General features: G+C 66.1%; 11 protein-coding genes and 1 riboswitch. Of the genes, 10 read left to right on the forward strand and 1 reads right to left on the reverse strand.

The window, feature by feature from the left end; genetic code table 11:
• Nucleotides 1-30 precede the first annotated feature (30 nt).
• From ileS to ndk, 4 genes are read left to right on the forward strand one after another with little or no spacing between them, the layout of a single operon-like run.
• Nucleotides 31-3,363 (forward strand): isoleucine--tRNA ligase, encoded by a 3,333-nt coding sequence (gene ileS / locus CXQ90_RS17090; protein WP_104140568.1) that lies wholly within the window; start codon nucleotides 31-33, stop codon nucleotides 3,361-3,363.
• Nucleotides 3,364-3,366: 3 nt separating this feature from the next.
• Nucleotides 3,367-4,728, forward strand: a complete 1,362-nt coding sequence (locus CXQ90_RS17095) for a folylpolyglutamate synthase/dihydrofolate synthase family protein (protein ID WP_104140569.1) — start codon at nucleotides 3,367-3,369, stop codon at nucleotides 4,726-4,728.
• Entirely contained in the window at nucleotides 4,728-5,192 is a 465-nt protein-coding gene (locus CXQ90_RS17100; RefSeq protein ID WP_104140570.1) for a DUF4233 domain-containing protein, read from the forward strand. The genes CXQ90_RS17095 and CXQ90_RS17100 overlap by 1 nt, the downstream gene beginning before the upstream one ends.
• A 40-nt stretch (nucleotides 5,193-5,232) precedes the next feature.
• Nucleotides 5,233-5,646, forward strand: a complete 414-nt coding sequence (gene ndk / locus CXQ90_RS17105) for a nucleoside-diphosphate kinase (RefSeq protein WP_104140571.1) — start codon at nucleotides 5,233-5,235, stop codon at nucleotides 5,644-5,646.
• A 93-nt stretch (nucleotides 5,647-5,739) separates the two neighbouring features.
• Here the strand turns inward: ndk and CXQ90_RS17110 are convergent, their stop codons facing one another.
• A complete protein-coding gene (locus tag CXQ90_RS17110) occupies nucleotides 5,740-6,423 on the reverse strand; it encodes a vitamin K epoxide reductase family protein (protein ID WP_104140572.1) in 684 nt (227 codons plus the stop codon).
• 462 nt (nucleotides 6,424-6,885) lie between these two features.
• On the opposite strand from CXQ90_RS17110, the gene CXQ90_RS17115 reads away from it, so the two are divergent.
• The 6 genes from CXQ90_RS17115 to proB all read left to right on the forward strand — a co-directional run bounded on the left by CXQ90_RS17115 (nucleotide 6,886) and on the right by proB (nucleotide 15,972).
• Complete coding sequence (locus CXQ90_RS17115; protein ID WP_104140573.1) at nucleotides 6,886-10,224, forward strand: Rne/Rng family ribonuclease; 3,339 nt, start codon at nucleotides 6,886-6,888, stop codon at nucleotides 10,222-10,224.
• Nucleotides 10,225-10,392: 168 nt separating this feature from the next.
• A riboswitch (TPP riboswitch) is annotated at nucleotides 10,393-10,490 on the forward strand.
• On the forward strand, nucleotides 10,473-12,140 hold the full coding sequence (locus CXQ90_RS17120) for a bifunctional hydroxymethylpyrimidine kinase/phosphomethylpyrimidine kinase (protein WP_181038603.1): 1,668 nt from the start codon (nucleotides 10,473-10,475) through the stop codon (nucleotides 12,138-12,140). It overlaps the preceding riboswitch by 18 nt.
• A gap of 331 nt (nucleotides 12,141-12,471) precedes the next feature.
• Nucleotides 12,472-12,780 carry a 50S ribosomal protein L21 gene (gene rplU, locus CXQ90_RS17125; protein WP_104140574.1) on the forward strand — a complete coding sequence of 103 codons (309 nt, stop codon included), beginning with the start codon at nucleotides 12,472-12,474 and terminating at the stop codon, nucleotides 12,778-12,780.
• Between the two features lie 60 nt (nucleotides 12,781-12,840).
• Nucleotides 12,841-13,104 carry a 50S ribosomal protein L27 gene (gene rpmA, locus CXQ90_RS17130; protein ID WP_024816903.1) on the forward strand — a complete coding sequence of 88 codons (264 nt, stop codon included), beginning with the start codon at nucleotides 12,841-12,843 and terminating at the stop codon, nucleotides 13,102-13,104.
• Nucleotides 13,105-13,220: 116 nt separating this feature from the next.
• The gene (obgE, locus tag CXQ90_RS17135) at nucleotides 13,221-14,810 is read left to right on the forward strand and encodes a GTPase ObgE (RefSeq protein ID WP_104140575.1); all 1,590 of its coding nucleotides are present in this window, start codon (nucleotides 13,221-13,223) and stop codon (nucleotides 14,808-14,810) included.
• A gap of 64 nt (nucleotides 14,811-14,874) precedes the next feature.
• Complete coding sequence (proB, locus tag CXQ90_RS17140; protein ID WP_104140639.1) at nucleotides 14,875-15,972, forward strand: glutamate 5-kinase; 1,098 nt, start codon at nucleotides 14,875-14,877, stop codon at nucleotides 15,970-15,972.
• Nucleotides 15,973-15,997: the final 25 nt, after the last annotated feature.

The raw sequence follows: 15,997 nt of genomic DNA on the forward strand, positions 1-15,997 counted from the left end.
CTTGTTCACAGCTCAACCCAGGATGTCGAGATGACCTATTACCCCAAGGCGTCAGCCGCACCGTCCGGTGCAGGCGCCAAAACCTCCGGCGTGTCCGCCTCCGTGAAGTTCCCGGAGATCGAAGAACGCATCCTCAAGTACTGGGACGAGGACGGCACCTTCCAGGCAAGCATCGACCAGCGCCCCGCCGACCTTCCCGGCGGCGCTTCCGGCAGCAACGAATTCGTCTTCTATGACGGCCCTCCCTTCGCCAACGGCCTGCCGCACTACGGGCACCTGCTGACCGGCTACGCCAAGGACCTGGTGGGCCGCTACCAGACCCAGCGCGGCAAGCGCGTGGAGCGCCGCTTCGGCTGGGACACGCACGGCCTGCCCGCCGAGCTGGAAGCCATGAAGCAGCTGGGCATGACGGACAAGACCCAGATCGAGGCCATGGGCATCGACAAGTTCAATGACGCCTGCCGTGCCTCGGTCATGAAGTACGCCAACGAGTGGAAGGCGTACGTCACCCGCCAGGCCCGCTGGGTGGACTTCGACAACGACTACAAGACGCTCAACGTCGAGTACATGGAGTCGGTGCTCTGGGCCTTCAAGCAGCTGCACGAGAAGGGCCTGACCTACAACGGCTACCGCGTGCTGCCGTACTGCTGGAAGGACGAGACGCCGCTGTCCAACCACGAGCTGCGCATGGACGACGACGTCTACAAGAACCGCCAGGACCAGACCGTCACCGTGACGTTCCCCATCACGGCAGAGGAGTCCGGGCTCTCCCGGCAGCTGGCCGGGGTCCAGGCGCTCGCCTGGACCACCACCCCCTGGACCCTGCCCACCAACCTGGCGCTCGCCGTCGGGCCTGACATCACCTACGCCGTGCTGCCCGCCGGACCCAACGGCATCAAAGCCGCCTCGCCGGAAGCGCCGGTGACCGGCAGCTTCCTGCTCGCCGCCGACCTGCTGGGCATGTACGCGAAGGACCTCGGGTACGACGACGGCGCTGCCGCGGCCGCCGCCGTCACCTCCACCCACACCGGCGCCGAGCTCGCAGGGCTCCGATATGAGCCGCTCTGGCACGACTTCAGCGACACCGAAAAGTTCGGCACCGAGAACGCCTGGCGGATCCTCGTGGCCGACTACGTCACCACCACGGACGGAACGGGCATCGTGCACCAGGCACCCGCCTACGGTGAGGACGACCAGAAGGTGTGCGAGGAAGCTGGCATCCCGGTGATCCTGTCCGTGGACGAGGGCGCCAAGTTCCTGCCGCTGTTCAAGCACGGCGACCTGCACGACATCGCCGGGCTGCACGTCTTCGACGCCAACAAGCCCATCACCCAGGTGCTCCGTGCCCAGGGCCGCCTGGTCCGCCAGGCCAGCTATGAGCACAGCTACCCGCACTGCTGGCGCTGCCGCAACCCGCTGATCTACCGCGCGGTGTCTTCCTGGTACGTGGAGGTCACCAAGTTCCGGGACCGCATGTCCGAGCTGAACCAGGAGATCAACTGGATCCCGGGGAACGTCAAGGACGGCCAGTTCGGCAAGTGGCTCGCCAACGCCCGCGACTGGTCCATCAGCCGCAACCGCTACTGGGGCAGCCCCATCCCGGTGTGGCAGTCCACTGACCCCGAATACCCGCGGACCGACGTTTACGGATCCCTGGCCGAGATCGAAGCCGACTTCGGCCGCCTGCCGCTGAACGCGGACGGCCAGGTTGACCTGCACCGCCCGTTCATCGACGAGCTGACCCGCCCCAACCCGGACGATCCGCGCACCCCGGAAGAGGGCCAGTCGGTCATGCGCCGGGTCGAGGACGTCCTGGACGTCTGGTTCGACTCCGGCTCCATGCCGTACGGGCAGGTCCACTACCCGTTCCAGAACGAGGCGTGGTTTGACACCCACAACCCTGCCGACTTCATCGTGGAGTACATCGGGCAAACCCGCGGCTGGTTCTACATGCTTCATATCCTGTCCACCGCGCTGTTCGACCGGCCCGCCTTCCGCAACGTGATCAGCCACGGCATCGTGCTGGGCTCAGACGGGCAGAAGATGTCCAAGAGCCTGCGCAACTACCCGGACGTCTCCGAGGTCCTGGACCGCGACGGCTCCGACGCGATGCGCTGGTTCCTGATGTCCAGCCCGATCCTGCGCGGCGGCAACCTGGTGGTCACCGAACAGGGAATCCGCGACGGCGTCCGCCAGGTCATCCTGCCGCTCTGGAACGTCTACAGCTTCTTCTCCCTCTACACCAACGCGGCCAAGGGCGGCGACGGCTACGACGCGCAGCTGCGCTACGACGGTTACTCTGACACCCTGGACCAGTACCTGCTGGCCAACACCGGGGATCTGGTCCGAAACATGACCGCGCAACTGGACAGCTACGACATCTCCGGCGCCTGCGACGAGCTGCGCAGCTACCTGGACATGCTCACCAACTGGTACGTCCGCCGCAGCCGCCAGCGTTTCTTCGACGAGAATGTTGACGCCTTCGACGCGCTGTACACGGCGCTGGAGGCCGTCAGCCGCGTGTCCGCCTCGCTGCTGCCGCTCGTCTCGGAGGAGATCTGGCGCGGACTCACGGGCGGCCGCTCGGTGCACCTGGCCGATTGGCCGGACGCCGGCCTCTTCCCGGCCAACCCTGCCCTCGTGGAGGCGATGGACCGGGTCCAGCAGATCTGCTCCACCGGTTCCTCGCTGCGCAAGGCCGCGAACCTCCGCGTCCGCCTGCCGCTGCAGGAACTCACTGTGGTGGCACCCGGTGCCGATGCGCTGGAAGGGTTCGCCGGCGTCGTCGCCGATGAGCTGAACCTGCGGAGGGTGCGCATGCTGGACGCCGCCAGCGCCTCCCCGGAGGAGTTCGGCATCGAACAGAAGCTCGTGGTCAACGCCCGGGCTGCAGGCCCGCGCCTCGGCAAGAACGTCCAGCTCGCCATCAAGGGCTCCAAGTCCGGTGACTGGTCCGTGGACGAGGCCGGTGAGGTGACCGCGGGAGGGCTGGCTCTCGAGCCGCAGGAGTACACCCTGGAAACCGTGGTTGCGGAAGCTGCCGAGGGAGCTGGCTCACGCGCCGCTGCGGTGCTGCCCGGCGGCGGCTTCGTGGTCCTCAACACCGAGGTGACCCCGGAGCTTGAGGCCGAGGGGCTGGCCCGGGACATGGTCCGCGCCGTCCAGCAGGCCCGCAAGGACGCCGGACTGAATGTCAGCGACCGGATCCGGACCATCATTCAGGCTCCGAAGGATGTCCTTGACGCCGTCCGGGCATACGAACAGCTCCTGACCACCGAAACGCTGACCGTTGAACTCGATCTCGGTTCCTCGGGTCCTGACACCGAGCTGCAGATCACTGTCGAAAAAGTAAAGGCCAACTAAGCCATGACCGACGAATTCTCCGTGGAGAGCGTCTACGCCGAGCTGCTGGGCCGTGCGCCGGAAAACAAGATGGAGCCGCGGCTTGCGCCGCTGTTCCGGGCGATGGATGTGCTGGGGGAGCCCAACAAGGCGTTTCCGATCATCCACATCACCGGCACCAACGGCAAAACGTCCACGGCGCGGATGATCGAGGCGGGCCTCCGGGCCCACGGCCTCAGCACCGGCCGCTACACGAGCCCCCACCTGTCCAAGGTCACGGAGCGGATCAGCATCGACGGCGCGCCGGTCTCGGACGCGACGTTCGTCCGGATCTGGGACGAAATCCGGCCGTACCTCGAAATCGTGGACAACGAGCTGCTCGCCGAGGGCCAGCCGAAGCTGACCTATTTTGAGTGCCTGACCATCCTCGCGTTCGCCGTCTTCGCCGACCAGCCGGTCAACGTGGCGGTCATGGAGGTGGGCCTGGGCGGCATCACCGACGCCACCAACGTGGGCGACGGCCAGGTTGCCGTGGTGACTCCCATCTCGCTGGACCACACGGACCTCCTTGGTGACACCACGGAGGACATCGCCTACGAGAAGGCCGGCATCATCAAGCCCGGCGGCTTCCTCATCAGCGCCGTCCAGCCCGTGGACGCCGCCCAGGTGCTCCTGGAAAAGGCCAAGGAAGTCCAGGCGCCGTTCCGCTTCGAAGGCGTGGAATTCGGCGTCGAATCCCGGCAGGTGGCCGTCGGCGGGCAGGTGGTGTCCATCCAGGGCATCGCCGGGCGCTATCCGGAGCTGATGGTTCCGCTGCATGGCGCACACCAGGCGGAGAACGCGGCCGTGGCCATCGCCGCACTCGAAGCCTTCCTGGGCGGTGGCGACAAAGAGCTCGACGCCGAGGTGCTCCAGGAGGCCTTTGCCACCGTCACCTCGCCCGGCCGGCTTGAAGTGGTGCGCACCGCGCCCACCATCATCGTCGATGCCGCCCACAACCCGGACGGGATCCGGGTTTCGGCCGAGGCCATCCGGGAAGCCTTCAGCTTCAGCAAGCTCGTAGTGGTGGTGGGAGTCCTCAAAGAAAAGGACGCCGAGGAGATCCTGCGCCAGCTCAAGGAATCCCTGGGTGATCTCGCCGAGGAATACTGCTTCACCCAGTCGAATTCACCGCGGGCGGTGCCCGCCGCGGAACTTGCGGAGATCGCCGTCGACCTCGGCTTCGGCGAGGAGAACATCCACATCACCGAGAAGCTCGACGACGCTCTCGAATGGGCCGTGGAGCGGGCCGAAGCCAACGACGACCTTGCCGGCGGAGTGCTGGTCACGGGCTCGATCACCCTCGTAGCAGACGCCCGGATCCTGCTCGGAAAGGCGGACGCCTGATGGCGCGGCTCACCAAGGCCCAGCGCGAATGGCAGCCGGGCATGCCCAAGAAGCGGCGCTCCACCAAGATCATGTTCGCGTCCACCGTGCTGCTGCTGGAAGCGTTCGTGGCGTTCTTCGCCACCCTGGCGGTGTTCGGACTGCGCCGCGGCGAGATCTCCCCGGTGCTGATTCTTTCGGCCGGCATCGGCCTGAGCGTGGTCCTGATCCTGGCCTGCGCCGTGCTGTCTAAGCCGTGGGGGGTGGCCCTCGGCTGGATCCTGCAGCTGGTGCTGATCCTCCTCGGCTTCGTGGAGCCCATGATGTTCCTCGTGGGTGCACTCTTCGCCCTCTCCTGGTGGTACGGCATCCGGACCGGCATTCGGATCGACGCTGAGGCTGCCCAGCGGGCCCGCGAACAGGCCGAGTGGGACGCCGCGCATCCGGCCGGCGCCGGCAATGAAGGCACCGGCCAGAACCCGTAGACTTACCTCGAAACCCACAACCAACCGCATTGGAGCAGCTGTGAGCATTGAGCGCACCCTCGTCCTGATCAAGCCCGACGGCGTCACCCGCAACCTGACCGGCGAGATCCTCAGCAGGATTGAAGCAAAGGGTTACACCCTGGCCGAACTCAAGAAGGTCGACGCCAGCCGCGAGCTGCTGGAGCAGCACTACGAAGAGCACGTGGGCAAGCCGTTCTACGAGCCCCTGGTTGAATTCATGCTCAGCGGCCCGGTCGTAGCCGCGATCTTCGAGGGCCACCGCGTCGTCGAGGGCTTCCGCGTGCTGGCCGGCACCACCGACCCCACGACGGCGGCGCCCGGAACCATCCGCGGCGACTTCGGCCGCGACTGGGGCCTGAAGGTCCAGCAGAACCTCGTCCACGGCTCGGACTCCGTGGATTCGGCTGAGCGCGAAATCAAGATCTGGTTCTAGTACCCGCCCGCGGGATAAGCGCGAACTGGCAGCTAACGCCCTCAGAACCTGATTTTGAGGGCATCAACTGCCAGTTCGCGCTTTTTCTTTGGCTTAGAAGCCGGATGTGCCGATGAACACCTGGATGAAGGCGAAGAAGATGGTGGCGATCACGGCAACGTACAGCAGTGCCGTGATGATCCAGCCGGAATCTCCCGCGGTCCGGGCCACTCCGGCCGGAGCCGGGATGACGCCGTGGAGGGTGTTGCGCACTGTCACCCAGACGAACAAGGGAATCATGACGGCCCAGACCACCATGCAGAACGGGCACAGGATGCGGATCTCGTAGAGCGCCTGGAACCACAGCCACACCACGAACGCAAAGCCCAGGGTCACGCCCGTCTGCAGCCCTAGCCAGTACCAGCGGGCGAACTTTGCTCCGGACAGCAGCGCCATTCCGGTGGTGATGATGACGGCGAAGGCCACGATGCCGATGAACATGTTGGGGAAGCCGAAGACCGAGCTCTGCGGTGTCTGCATGACCTGGCCGCACGAGATCCATGGATTCACATCGCAGACGGTGGTGTGGTTGGGGTCCTTGAGTACTTCCAGCTTTTCCAGCACCAGGATGCCCGATGCCAGCCACCCCACAATCCCGGTGATGACCAGCAGCCAGCCGAAGGGGCGGTCGCGCGTCATGGCAGGGAGGGCTGCCCCTGCCGTGGCGGGGATGCGGTCGGATTCGTCAGCGTAGGCGGTTCCGGAATCCGTGCCGGCGGAAGGCGAAGTGCTGGGCATGGGATGGCGTCCTTTGTCTTGGGTGCTCCTGCCCAGATTGTATCGCCGCCAACTGGGAGCATCCTTGTGAACTCCGCCGCGGCAGACGGCATTGACCGCCTGTGACACACAATTACAGTGTTTTTGAACGGCGGTGTGAGAGAATAAACGTGGCTGGAGGGCGAACCACATTCGAACTCCGGTCCGGTGGCTTGTTCCCAAGACCGCCAATGAGGAGCAGTGAAGGCTCCGGATACAGTGATCCGGCCTCCGGCATTCCATTGGACGGCACCTGGTTGTGGATTGCAGAAACAACGGGTTCCAGTAACATCCCCGCCGGCCTTTCAGGGCTGCCGCACCCCACTGCCGGTGCGAACCTGAGGGTATCCAATTGACTTCTGTCAACGCCTGCGGGTTTTGACAATATGTGCCCCAATGGGTGCCGAATGTGGCGGCATGTCAGGGGCAGGAGTGTCGCCACATATGGATAATGACCAGGTAATAGCCGTTAACGAAGAACAGGCTGCCAACGGGGAAGCGGCAGCCGCCGAGGCTCCCAAGAAGGCCACCCGGACCCGGCGCAAGGCAGTGCCCAAGGCCAAGGAAGCGGACACGGACTCCCCTTCGGCCCTTCCGGACCTCCAGCAGCCCACCGTTGACGAGCCCGTTCCGGGCGCGCAGCCGGAGGGCGGACAAGGGGCTCCTGCCGCGGAACCCAAGGCCCCCGTGCGCCGGACCCGCTCGCGGAAGAAAGCAGCAGAGGAACCGTTGCCAGCGTTCGCCGGTGAGGCCGGTGCCGAGGCGATCGCGACGGAAGGCGTCGTTGCCGCTCCCGCTGAACCTGCCGCCGTCGAGCCCGCAGCACTTCCGCTTGCCGCGGAAGCCGACGTGAAGCCTGTCCGCCGCCGCCGCGTGGCCAAGCCCAAAACGGTAGAGGCAACCGACGCGGCTGGCGCAGAAACGCCCGCAGCTGAAGAAGCCCCGGCCGCTCTCGTCGAAACCCCGGCAGCTGAAACCCGGGTTGAAGAGACCACCGTCGCGGAGATCCAGGCTGAGGCAACGGCTGCCGCTGCGCCTGCGGATGCCCAGGAGGAAGCCGCGGAAGACGCACCTGAGGAAGAGGCGCCCGTGGGCTCCCTCTTCCTGGAACCGGCGTCAGTCACGTCGATCATCTTCCAGGCTCCCGATTTGAACAAGGTGATCCGCCCCGCCCCTGCGCCCGCCGCTCCTGCCGCAGTTGAGGACAGCGAAGCCGAAGGCGGCGAGGACGAGCAGGAGGACGACGGCGGACGCCGCCGCCGCCGCAGCCGCGGACGCCGCGGCCGGAACCGCGACGTCGCTGACCGCGACGTTACGGACCGGGACGACTCCGAAGTCGAAGCGGGAAGCACGGACGCGACCGAGGACGCAGATGAAGAGACCGCCGGCCAGACCGACGAAGGCGTGACGTCACGCCGCCGTCGTCGCCGCCGCCGGGGCGACCAGGACCTCGAGCTCACCGGCGGGGGAGACGACGATCCCCCCAACACCGTGACCCGGGTCCGCGCGCCCCGCGCCATCAGCGAGGCACCGGTCAACAACCGCGTGACCAGCGTCAAGGGCTCCACGCGGCTTGAAGCCAAGAAGCAGCGGCGCCGCGAATCCCGCGACACCGGCCGCCGCCGCACCGTCATCACCGAAGCCGAGTTCCTGGCCCGCCGTGAATCGGTGGACCGGCAGATGATCGTGCGCCAGCGCGACGACAGAATTCAGATCGGCGTCCTTGAGGACGGCGTGCTGGCCGAGCACTTCGTGTCCAAGACGCAGCAGGACTCCCTGATCGGCAACGTGTACCTGGGCAAGGTCCAGAACGTGCTGCCGTCGATGGAAGCGGCCTTCGTTGACATCGGCCGCGGCCGCAACGCCGTCCTCTACGCCGGTGAAGTCAACTGGGAAGCCGTCAACCTCGAGGGCAAGCAGCGCCGGATCGAGAACGCGCTGAAGTCCGGCGACTCCGTCCTGGTCCAGGTCACCAAGGACCCGGTTGGCCACAAGGGCGCCCGCCTCACCAGCCAGATTTCGCTGCCCGGCCGTTACCTCGTGTACGTGCCCGGCGGTTCGATGACCGGCATCTCCCGTAAGCTTCCCGACGTCGAACGCAACCGCCTGAAGCGGATCCTCAAGGACCGCCTGCCGGAGGACGCCGGCGTCATCGTCCGCACTGCGGCCGAAGGAGCCTCTGAGGAAGAGCTCACGCACGACATCAACCGCCTCCGTGCCCAGTGGGAGGGCATCGACAGCCAGGCCAAGTCCACCAAGGTTCTGGCCCCCGAGCTTCTCTACGGCGAGCCGGACCTGACCATCAAGGTGGTCCGCGACGTCTTCAACGAAGACTTCTCCAAGCTCATCGTCTCCGGCGATGAAGCCTGGGACACCATCGAGGCTTACGTCACCTACGTTGCTCCGGACCTGGTCGGCCGGCTCGAGAAGTGGACCAAGGACCAGGACATCTTCTCGGCCTGGCGCATTGACGAGCAGATCCACAAGGCGCTGGACCGCAAGGTGTTCCTGCCCTCCGGCGGCTCGCTGGTGATTGACCGCACCGAGGCAATGACCGTGGTGGACGTCAACACCGGAAAGTTCACCGGCAGCGGCGGCAACCTCGAGGAGACCGTCACCAAGAACAACCTGGAAGCGGCCGAAGAAGTGGTCCGCCAGCTGCGGCTGCGGGACATTGGCGGCATCATCGTGATCGACTTCATCGACATGGTGCTGGAATCCAACCGCGACCTCGTGCTTCGGCGCATGGTGGAATGCCTCGGCCGCGACCGGACCAAGCACCAGGTTGCGGAAGTGACCTCGCTGGGCCTCGTCCAGATGACCCGCAAGAGGATGGGCACCGGGCTGCTGGAGGTCTTCGGGGAGCAGTGCGAGACGTGCGCCGGGCGCGGCATCGTCACCCATGACGAGCCCGTTGAGCACCGCCGCGCCAACATCGTGGCGGCCGAGCACCACGTTCACCGCGCAGAAACCCAACCGCCCGCACGGACCGACCGGAAGCGCCGCCGCGGCAAGGGCGGGCAGGTTTCGCCCGACGCCGTCCCGGCGGCTCCGGCTGCTGTCCACCCGGAGCCCACCGACGCGGAACGTCACGCCAAGGCCGAGGCCACCCGGGCGGCCCTTGCCAACATTGCAGCAGCCGCCCACGCCGCGCATCTGCATGAGGACGCCGCCCACTCCGCCTCCGCCTCCGGCGACGCCGCCCGTCCGTCCGTGCCTGCCGCGGCCGGCCCGGAAAGTCCCGTGGTGCACCGCACTCCCGAGACGGAAAGCGTTTCCGGCCGCCCGGGTGCCGTGCTGACTTTTGGCGGCGAGAAAGTGGTGCTCCCGTTTGTTGAGCACGCCGACGAACCCGCCAAGGAATCCCCGGCGCTGACCCTGGACCGGCTGGAGGAAGCGTTCGCCCACCTCGGCGAGCCGGCAGCTGCCGAGCCTGCCGCTGAACGGGCCAACGCCGGTGCTGCGGTCCCGGTCGCCGGTGCTGCGCCCGCAACTGCGGGAACGGCGCGTCCCGCCGCGGGACCTTCGGCTTCGGACGGCGACCGTTATGAGGACCACTCCGCCCTCGAACCGAGGGCCCGCCGTCCGCGCCGCAACCGCAGCGCCAGCCGCGCCCAGGGCGCTGCGAACGAAACGTCGGTGGAGCATCACGAGACGGCTGCGGTAACGGCCGCCGGGCACTCACACGAGGCCAAGGCGCCGGAACCGGAGAAGGCGGCGGCCACCAAGCCGGCCAGCGAACCGATCATTCTCGGAGTTGGCGTACCAGCTTCAGAACTCTGAGCTGATCCGTCATAACCAGGGCCGGTGCTGCAACTGCGGCACCGGCCCTGGCTGGTTAAGTTCGGTTGGTGGTTCGCACAGCTTGTTGGCTAGCGCCCGGGCTGCTCAACGAGGCGTCTGTCGTAATCCGCAACGCAGTGCCGGCGCAGGAGTTAGACGCTAGGCTGGGGGACTGACACGGGGTGCCGCGCGAGGTGCCGGCTGAGATCCAAACCCGTTGAACCTGTCCGGTTAGCACCGGCGAAGGGATGTCTCCTTTGTCTACAACATCTGTATTGCCTGCGCCTGCGCCTGCGCCTGCGCCTGCGCCTGCGCCTGCGCCTGCGGCCACGTCCACTTCTGCCGTCAGCGCCATCGACACAAGCGCCATCGACACAAGTGTGTCCACCTCCCGGAACGTTCCCCGCGTCCTGGCCATCGCCGGCTCGGATCCGTCGGGCGGCGCCGGCATCCAAGCGGACCTGAAAAGCATCGCAGCCAGCGGCGGCTACGGAATGGCCGCCATCACGGCGCTGACCGCCCAGAACACCAGGGGGGTCAGCGGCGTCCACGTTCCGCCGGCGCCGTTCCTGACCGCGCAACTAAACGCCGTCAGCGACGACATCAGCATTGACGCTGTGAAAATCGGGATGCTCGGTGACGAGCAGGTTATCACCGCCGTCCGCATCTGGCTGGAGAAGGTCCGTCCCGGCGTCGTGGTCCTTGACCCGGTCATGGTGGCCACGAGCGGCGACCGCCTCCTGCAGGAGTCCGCCGAGGCGGCCCTCCGCGCGCTCCTCCCGCTTGCTGACCTCATCACTCCCAACCTCACGGAACTGGGCATGCTGCTCGGCGAACCGGAAGCCGGCAGCTGGTTCGAGGCGCTGGAGCAGGGCAAGCGGCTCGCGGCCGGAACCGGTGCCACCGTCCTGGTCAAGGGCGGCCACCTCGACGGAGACGACTGCCCCGATGCCCTGGTCAACACAGCGGGCCAGCTGTCCGCCGACGTCGTGGTTGTTGGAGGACCGCGAATTCAAACCCGCAACAGCCACGGCACGGGATGTTCGCTGTCGTCGGCCATGGCAACGGTGCAGGCGCGGGTGGGGGACTGGGAAGCAACCCTGCGCACCGTCAAACCGTGGCTTGCCGAGGCCCTCCGCACGTCCGGGCAGCTGGAGGTGGGCAGCGGCAACGGACCGGTGAATCATTTCCATCACCTGCCGTCCACGAGCCTCACATCCACGAGTCCCACGCCCACCGGCGCCAATCCCGGCCCGCTGCTGCGGGACGGCGACTTTGCCGAGAGGCTCCGCACCGAAGCGGCTCCCCATCTCGAGGCGATCTTCGGCCTGGACTTCATCAAGGGGCTGACGGACGGCACGCTTCCGGAGAAGGAATTCGCCTATTACCTGGCCCAGGACGCTATTTACCTCAACGGCTACTCGCGCGTCCTGGCACGGGCCAGCGCCCTGGCGCCCACCGAATCGGAACAGCTGTTCTGGGCCCGGTCGGCGCAGCAGTGCCTCGAGGTCGAGTCGGAGCTCCACCGCAACTGGCTCAGCGCCCGCACGGTGCAGACGGAACTAGGGCCCGTTACGAAAGCCTATGTTGACCATCTGCTGGCTGCTTCGGTATCCGGCAGCTATGCCGTCCTTGTGGCCGCGGTCCTGCCATGCTTCTGGCTCTACGCCGACGTCGGGGAGTCCCTGCATGCGCGATACGTGGCCGCCGGCACGCCGGCCGGGCATCCGTACGCCGAATGGCTGAGGACCTACGCCGACGAGGACTTCGCCGCCGCCACGAGGAAGGCCATCGGCATCACGGACGCGGCAGGGCTCGCCGGGTCGCCGGCCGAGCGGGAGGCCATGGTGACAGCCTTCCGCCAGTCCTGCCGCTACGAGGTGGAATTCTTCGACGCGCCGCGCCTCCACGGCTGACCGCTAAGAGGTGTCCGACCCGGTAAGCTAGTCGCGCACGGTTACGGCAAGTCGGTACGGCAGCCCTTGTGGCGCCTATCACGGACAACCCGCCGAAACCAGCCTCATTTGCGGCCGAAGGCAAAATTAGCGTATTCTAGATCTTCGGTGCTTACGCCAACACTTGGGTTATGACCCCGGGAACCGTCCAATCGGAATAGTTCTTGGGTTAGCTCACGGATTCCCCCGGGGAATCCACGGCGTTGAGGCACAGCGAGAGCCAGGCCAAACAATTGGACCCGGGTTCCGCACGCAAATTTAGTAATAAACGTCGAGAGAAGTGAGTTCCCAAGTGGTGTACGCGATTGTCCGCGCAGGCGGCCGCCAAGAGAAGGTTTCCGTTGGAGACTTCGTTACCCTGAACCGCGTCGCCGGTGGAGCTGGCAGCACCATTGAGCTGCCCGCACTGCTCCTGGTGGACGGTGACAAGGTCACCTCCGCAGCTGCGGACCTGGCCAAGGTAACGGTTACGGCTGAGATCCTTCAGGACCTTCGTGGTCCGAAGATCGTCATCCAGAAGTTCAAGAACAAGACCGGTTACAAGAAGCGCCAGGGTCACCGTCAGGAACTGACCAAGGTCAAGATCACCGAGATCAAGTAACCACCGGTTACGGTCCAGGTTTTCAGCAGATTCCCCAGAATTTAAAGGCAGGCATTCCAAATGGCACATAAAAAAGGCGCGAGCTCCACTCGCAACGGTCGTGACTCCAACGCCCAGTACCTCGGCGTCAAGCGCTTCGGCGGCCAGGTAGTTTCCGCAGGCGAGATCATCGTCCGCCAGCGCGGCACCCACTTCCACCCCGGTGCAGGCGTTGGCCGTGGCGGCGACGACACCCTGTTCGCACTGCAGGCCGGCTCTGTCGAATTCGGCACCCGCCGCGGCCGTCGAGTCGTGAACATCGTTGCTGCTGCAGCTGCAGAGTAACAACAAGATCTGAACCGGTGGAGCGGGCCATGATGGCCCGCTCCACTGTTCTTTTAACCGCTTACAATCAATTTGGATGTCCAAGACAGCCAGATTAAGCACAGAGGAGATTCACCGTGGCGAGCTTTGTAGACCGGGTAGTACTGCACGTATCCGGCGGTACCGGCGGCCACGGCTGTGTCTCCGTCCACCGCGAGAAGTTCAAGCCGCTGGGCGGGCCTGACGGAGGCAACGGCGGCGACGGCGGCGACGTCATCCTGCGGGTTGACTCGCAGACCACCACGCTGCTGGACTACCACCACGCCCCCCACCGGCATGCCACCAACGGCGGACCCGGCATGGGTGACTGGCGCGGCGGCAAGAACGGCGAAACGCTGATCCTGCCCGTACCCGACGGCACCGTCGTGAAGACCAAGGACGGCAAGGTCCTCGCCGACCTCGTGGGTGAAGGCACCGAGTTCATTGCCGCAGCCGGAGGCCAGGGCGGTCTGGGCAACGCCTCGCTGTCTTCGCAGAAACGGCGCGCGCCCGGCTTCGCCCTCCTGGGCATCGAGGGTGACTCCAGCGACATCGTGCTGGAGCTCAAGTCCATCGCCGACATCGCCTTGGTCGGGTTCCCCTCCGCCGGCAAGTCGAGCCTGATCGCGGCCATGTCGGCCGCTCGTCCCAAGATCGCGGATTACCCGTTCACCACCCTGATCCCCAACCTCGGCGTGGTCCAGGCCGGCGAGGTGCGGTTCACCATCGCCGACGTCCCCGGCCTCATAGAAGGTGCCAGCGAAGGCAAGGGCCTGGGCCACAACTTCCTCCGCCACGTGGAGCGTTGCGCGGCCCTGGTGCACGTTTTGGACTGCGGCACGCTGGAATCCGACCGCGATCCGCTCGCCGACCTCGCAATTATTGAAGCTGAGCTGGAAAAGTACGCCGTTGACATGAGCTACGCCGGCACTGACGGGGAAGTTGTCCCCCTGAACCACCGGCCACGGCTGGTCGCCCTGAACAAGGTCGATCTGCCGGACGGCAAGGACATGGCTGAATTTGTCCGGCCTGAGCTGGAATCCCGCGGATACCGCGTTTTCGAAGTCTCAGCCACGAGCCATGAGGGCCTGCGCCAGCTTGGTTTCGCCATGGCCGAGATCGTCAAGGCCGCCCGCGACGCCGTGGCCGCCACGCCGCCCAAGGTCCACGCTCCCGTCATCCGCCCCCGCGCCGTGAATGAGGCCGGATTCAGGATCCGCCGCGAGGAAAAGAACCTGGAGCCGCTGTTCCGCGTTCTGGGCGAGAAGCCGGTGCGCTGGGTCAAGCAGACCGACTTCACCAACGAAGAGGCCATCGGCTATCTCGCCGACCGCCTCGCCAAGCTCGGTGTGGAAAATGAGCTGTTCAAACAGGGCGCCAAGCCCGGCGACACCGTGGTGATCGGTGAGGACGACGGCGTGGTGTTCGACTGGGAGCCGACCATGATGGCAGGCGCCGAACTGCTCGCTTCGCCGCGCGGCACCGATGTCCGCTTTGCTGACATCGGCGACCGCCCGACGCGTGGGCAGAAGCGCGACGAGCAGCAGGAGCGCCGCGACGCCAAGGCAGCGGCACGCGCCGAGTTGGAGGCGGAGCGCAAGGCAGGAATCTGGACCGAGTCGGTCAGCGGGCGCCGTGCCGCACGGCCGCTCAAGGAGAGTGGACTGAACACCGAAAATGAGGAGTGAACCCCCACACGTGACCGATAATTCCGCAATTGTCATCGAGGAACCCAGAACCGACGACCGCAGCATGCTCGCCAGGGCGCGCCGCATCGTCGTCAAGGTAGGATCGTCGTCTCTCACGAGCATCAAGGGTGGAATCTCAGAGGAAGCGCTGACCGAACTTTCGGATGCGCTGGCTGCCAAGTGCAACGAGGGAACGGAAATCATCCTGGTTTCCTCCGGTGCGATCTCGGCAGGACTGGCTCCCCTCGGCCTGGTCAAGCGTCCGCGCGACCTTGCCACCCAGCAGGCGGCTGCCAGTGTGGGCCAGGGCCTGCTCATGGCCCGCTACACCCAGGCCTTCGGCGCCCACGGCGTGACCGTGAGCCAGGTGCTTTTGACCGCGGATGACCTCATGCGGCGCAGCCACCACCAGAACGCGTTCCGGGCGTTGAACCGTCTGCTGAACCTCGGGGTTGTGCCCGTGGTCAATGAGAACGACACCGTCGCGACCCACAAGATCCGCTTCGGCGACAACGACCGCCTCTCAGCTCTTGTGGCCCACCTCGTCCGTGCTGATGCGCTGGTGCTGCTTTCCGACGTCGACTCACTTTATGACGGCCCGCCCTCCAAGGGGGCCAAACGGATCGCGCAGGTCGATGGCCCGCAGGACCTCGAGGGCGTGACCATCGGCAGCCCCGGCAAGGCCGGTGTGGGAACCGGCGGCATGCAGACGAAAGTCGAAGCGGCCACGATGGCTGCAGACTCCGGCATTCCTGCCCTGGTGACCTCCACGTCGAACGCCGCCGCCGCCCTTGCCGGCGAAGACGTGGGAACCTGGTTCTCCGTCAACAGCGGACGCAAGTCCGTGCGCATGATGTGGCTCGCCCACCTCGCGCACGTGCAGGGCCGGCTGATTCTTGACGACGGCGCCGTGCGGGCTGTGCGGGACAACCGCACCTCCCTGCTCCCTGCCGGGATCTCGTCCGTTGAGGGCATCTTTGAAGCCGGCGACGCCGTCGAAATGGTTTCCGCGGCGGGCACCGTTATTGCCCGCGGCCTGGTGAACTATTCGTCGGCGGAGCTGCCGCAGATGCTGGGCCGTTCCACCGTGGAGCTGGGGGAGTCGCTGGGGCGGGGCTTCGACCGTGAAGTTGTTCACGTTGACGACCTGGTTCTGGTCTAACAGGCTGACTCGCCTAGACTTGAAT

It is taken from the genome of Arthrobacter sp. ZGTC131, from assembly GCF_002929275.1.
Classification (GTDB): Bacteria; Actinomycetota; Actinomycetes; order Actinomycetales; family Micrococcaceae; genus Arthrobacter.

Coding starts and splice junctions, on each gene's coding strand:
- ileS (WP_104140568.1), top strand. CDS start 31: ATGACCTATTACCCCAAGGCGTCAGCCGCACCGTCCGGTGCAGGCGCC.
- CXQ90_RS17095 (WP_104140569.1), top strand. CDS start 3,367: ATGACCGACGAATTCTCCGTGGAGAGCGTCTACGCCGAGCTGCTGGGC.
- CXQ90_RS17100 (WP_104140570.1), top strand. CDS start 4,728: ATGGCGCGGCTCACCAAGGCCCAGCGCGAATGGCAGCCGGGCATGCCC.
- CXQ90_RS17110 (WP_104140572.1), bottom strand. CDS start 6,423: ATGCCCAGCACTTCGCCTTCCGCCGGCACGGATTCCGGAACCGCCTAC.
- CXQ90_RS17115 (WP_104140573.1), top strand. CDS start 6,886: ATGGATAATGACCAGGTAATAGCCGTTAACGAAGAACAGGCTGCCAAC.
- CXQ90_RS17120 (WP_181038603.1), top strand. CDS start 10,473: ATGTCTCCTTTGTCTACAACATCTGTATTGCCTGCGCCTGCGCCTGCG.
- rpmA (WP_024816903.1), top strand. CDS start 12,841: ATGGCACATAAAAAAGGCGCGAGCTCCACTCGCAACGGTCGTGACTCC.
- proB (WP_104140639.1), top strand. CDS start 14,875: ATGCTCGCCAGGGCGCGCCGCATCGTCGTCAAGGTAGGATCGTCGTCT.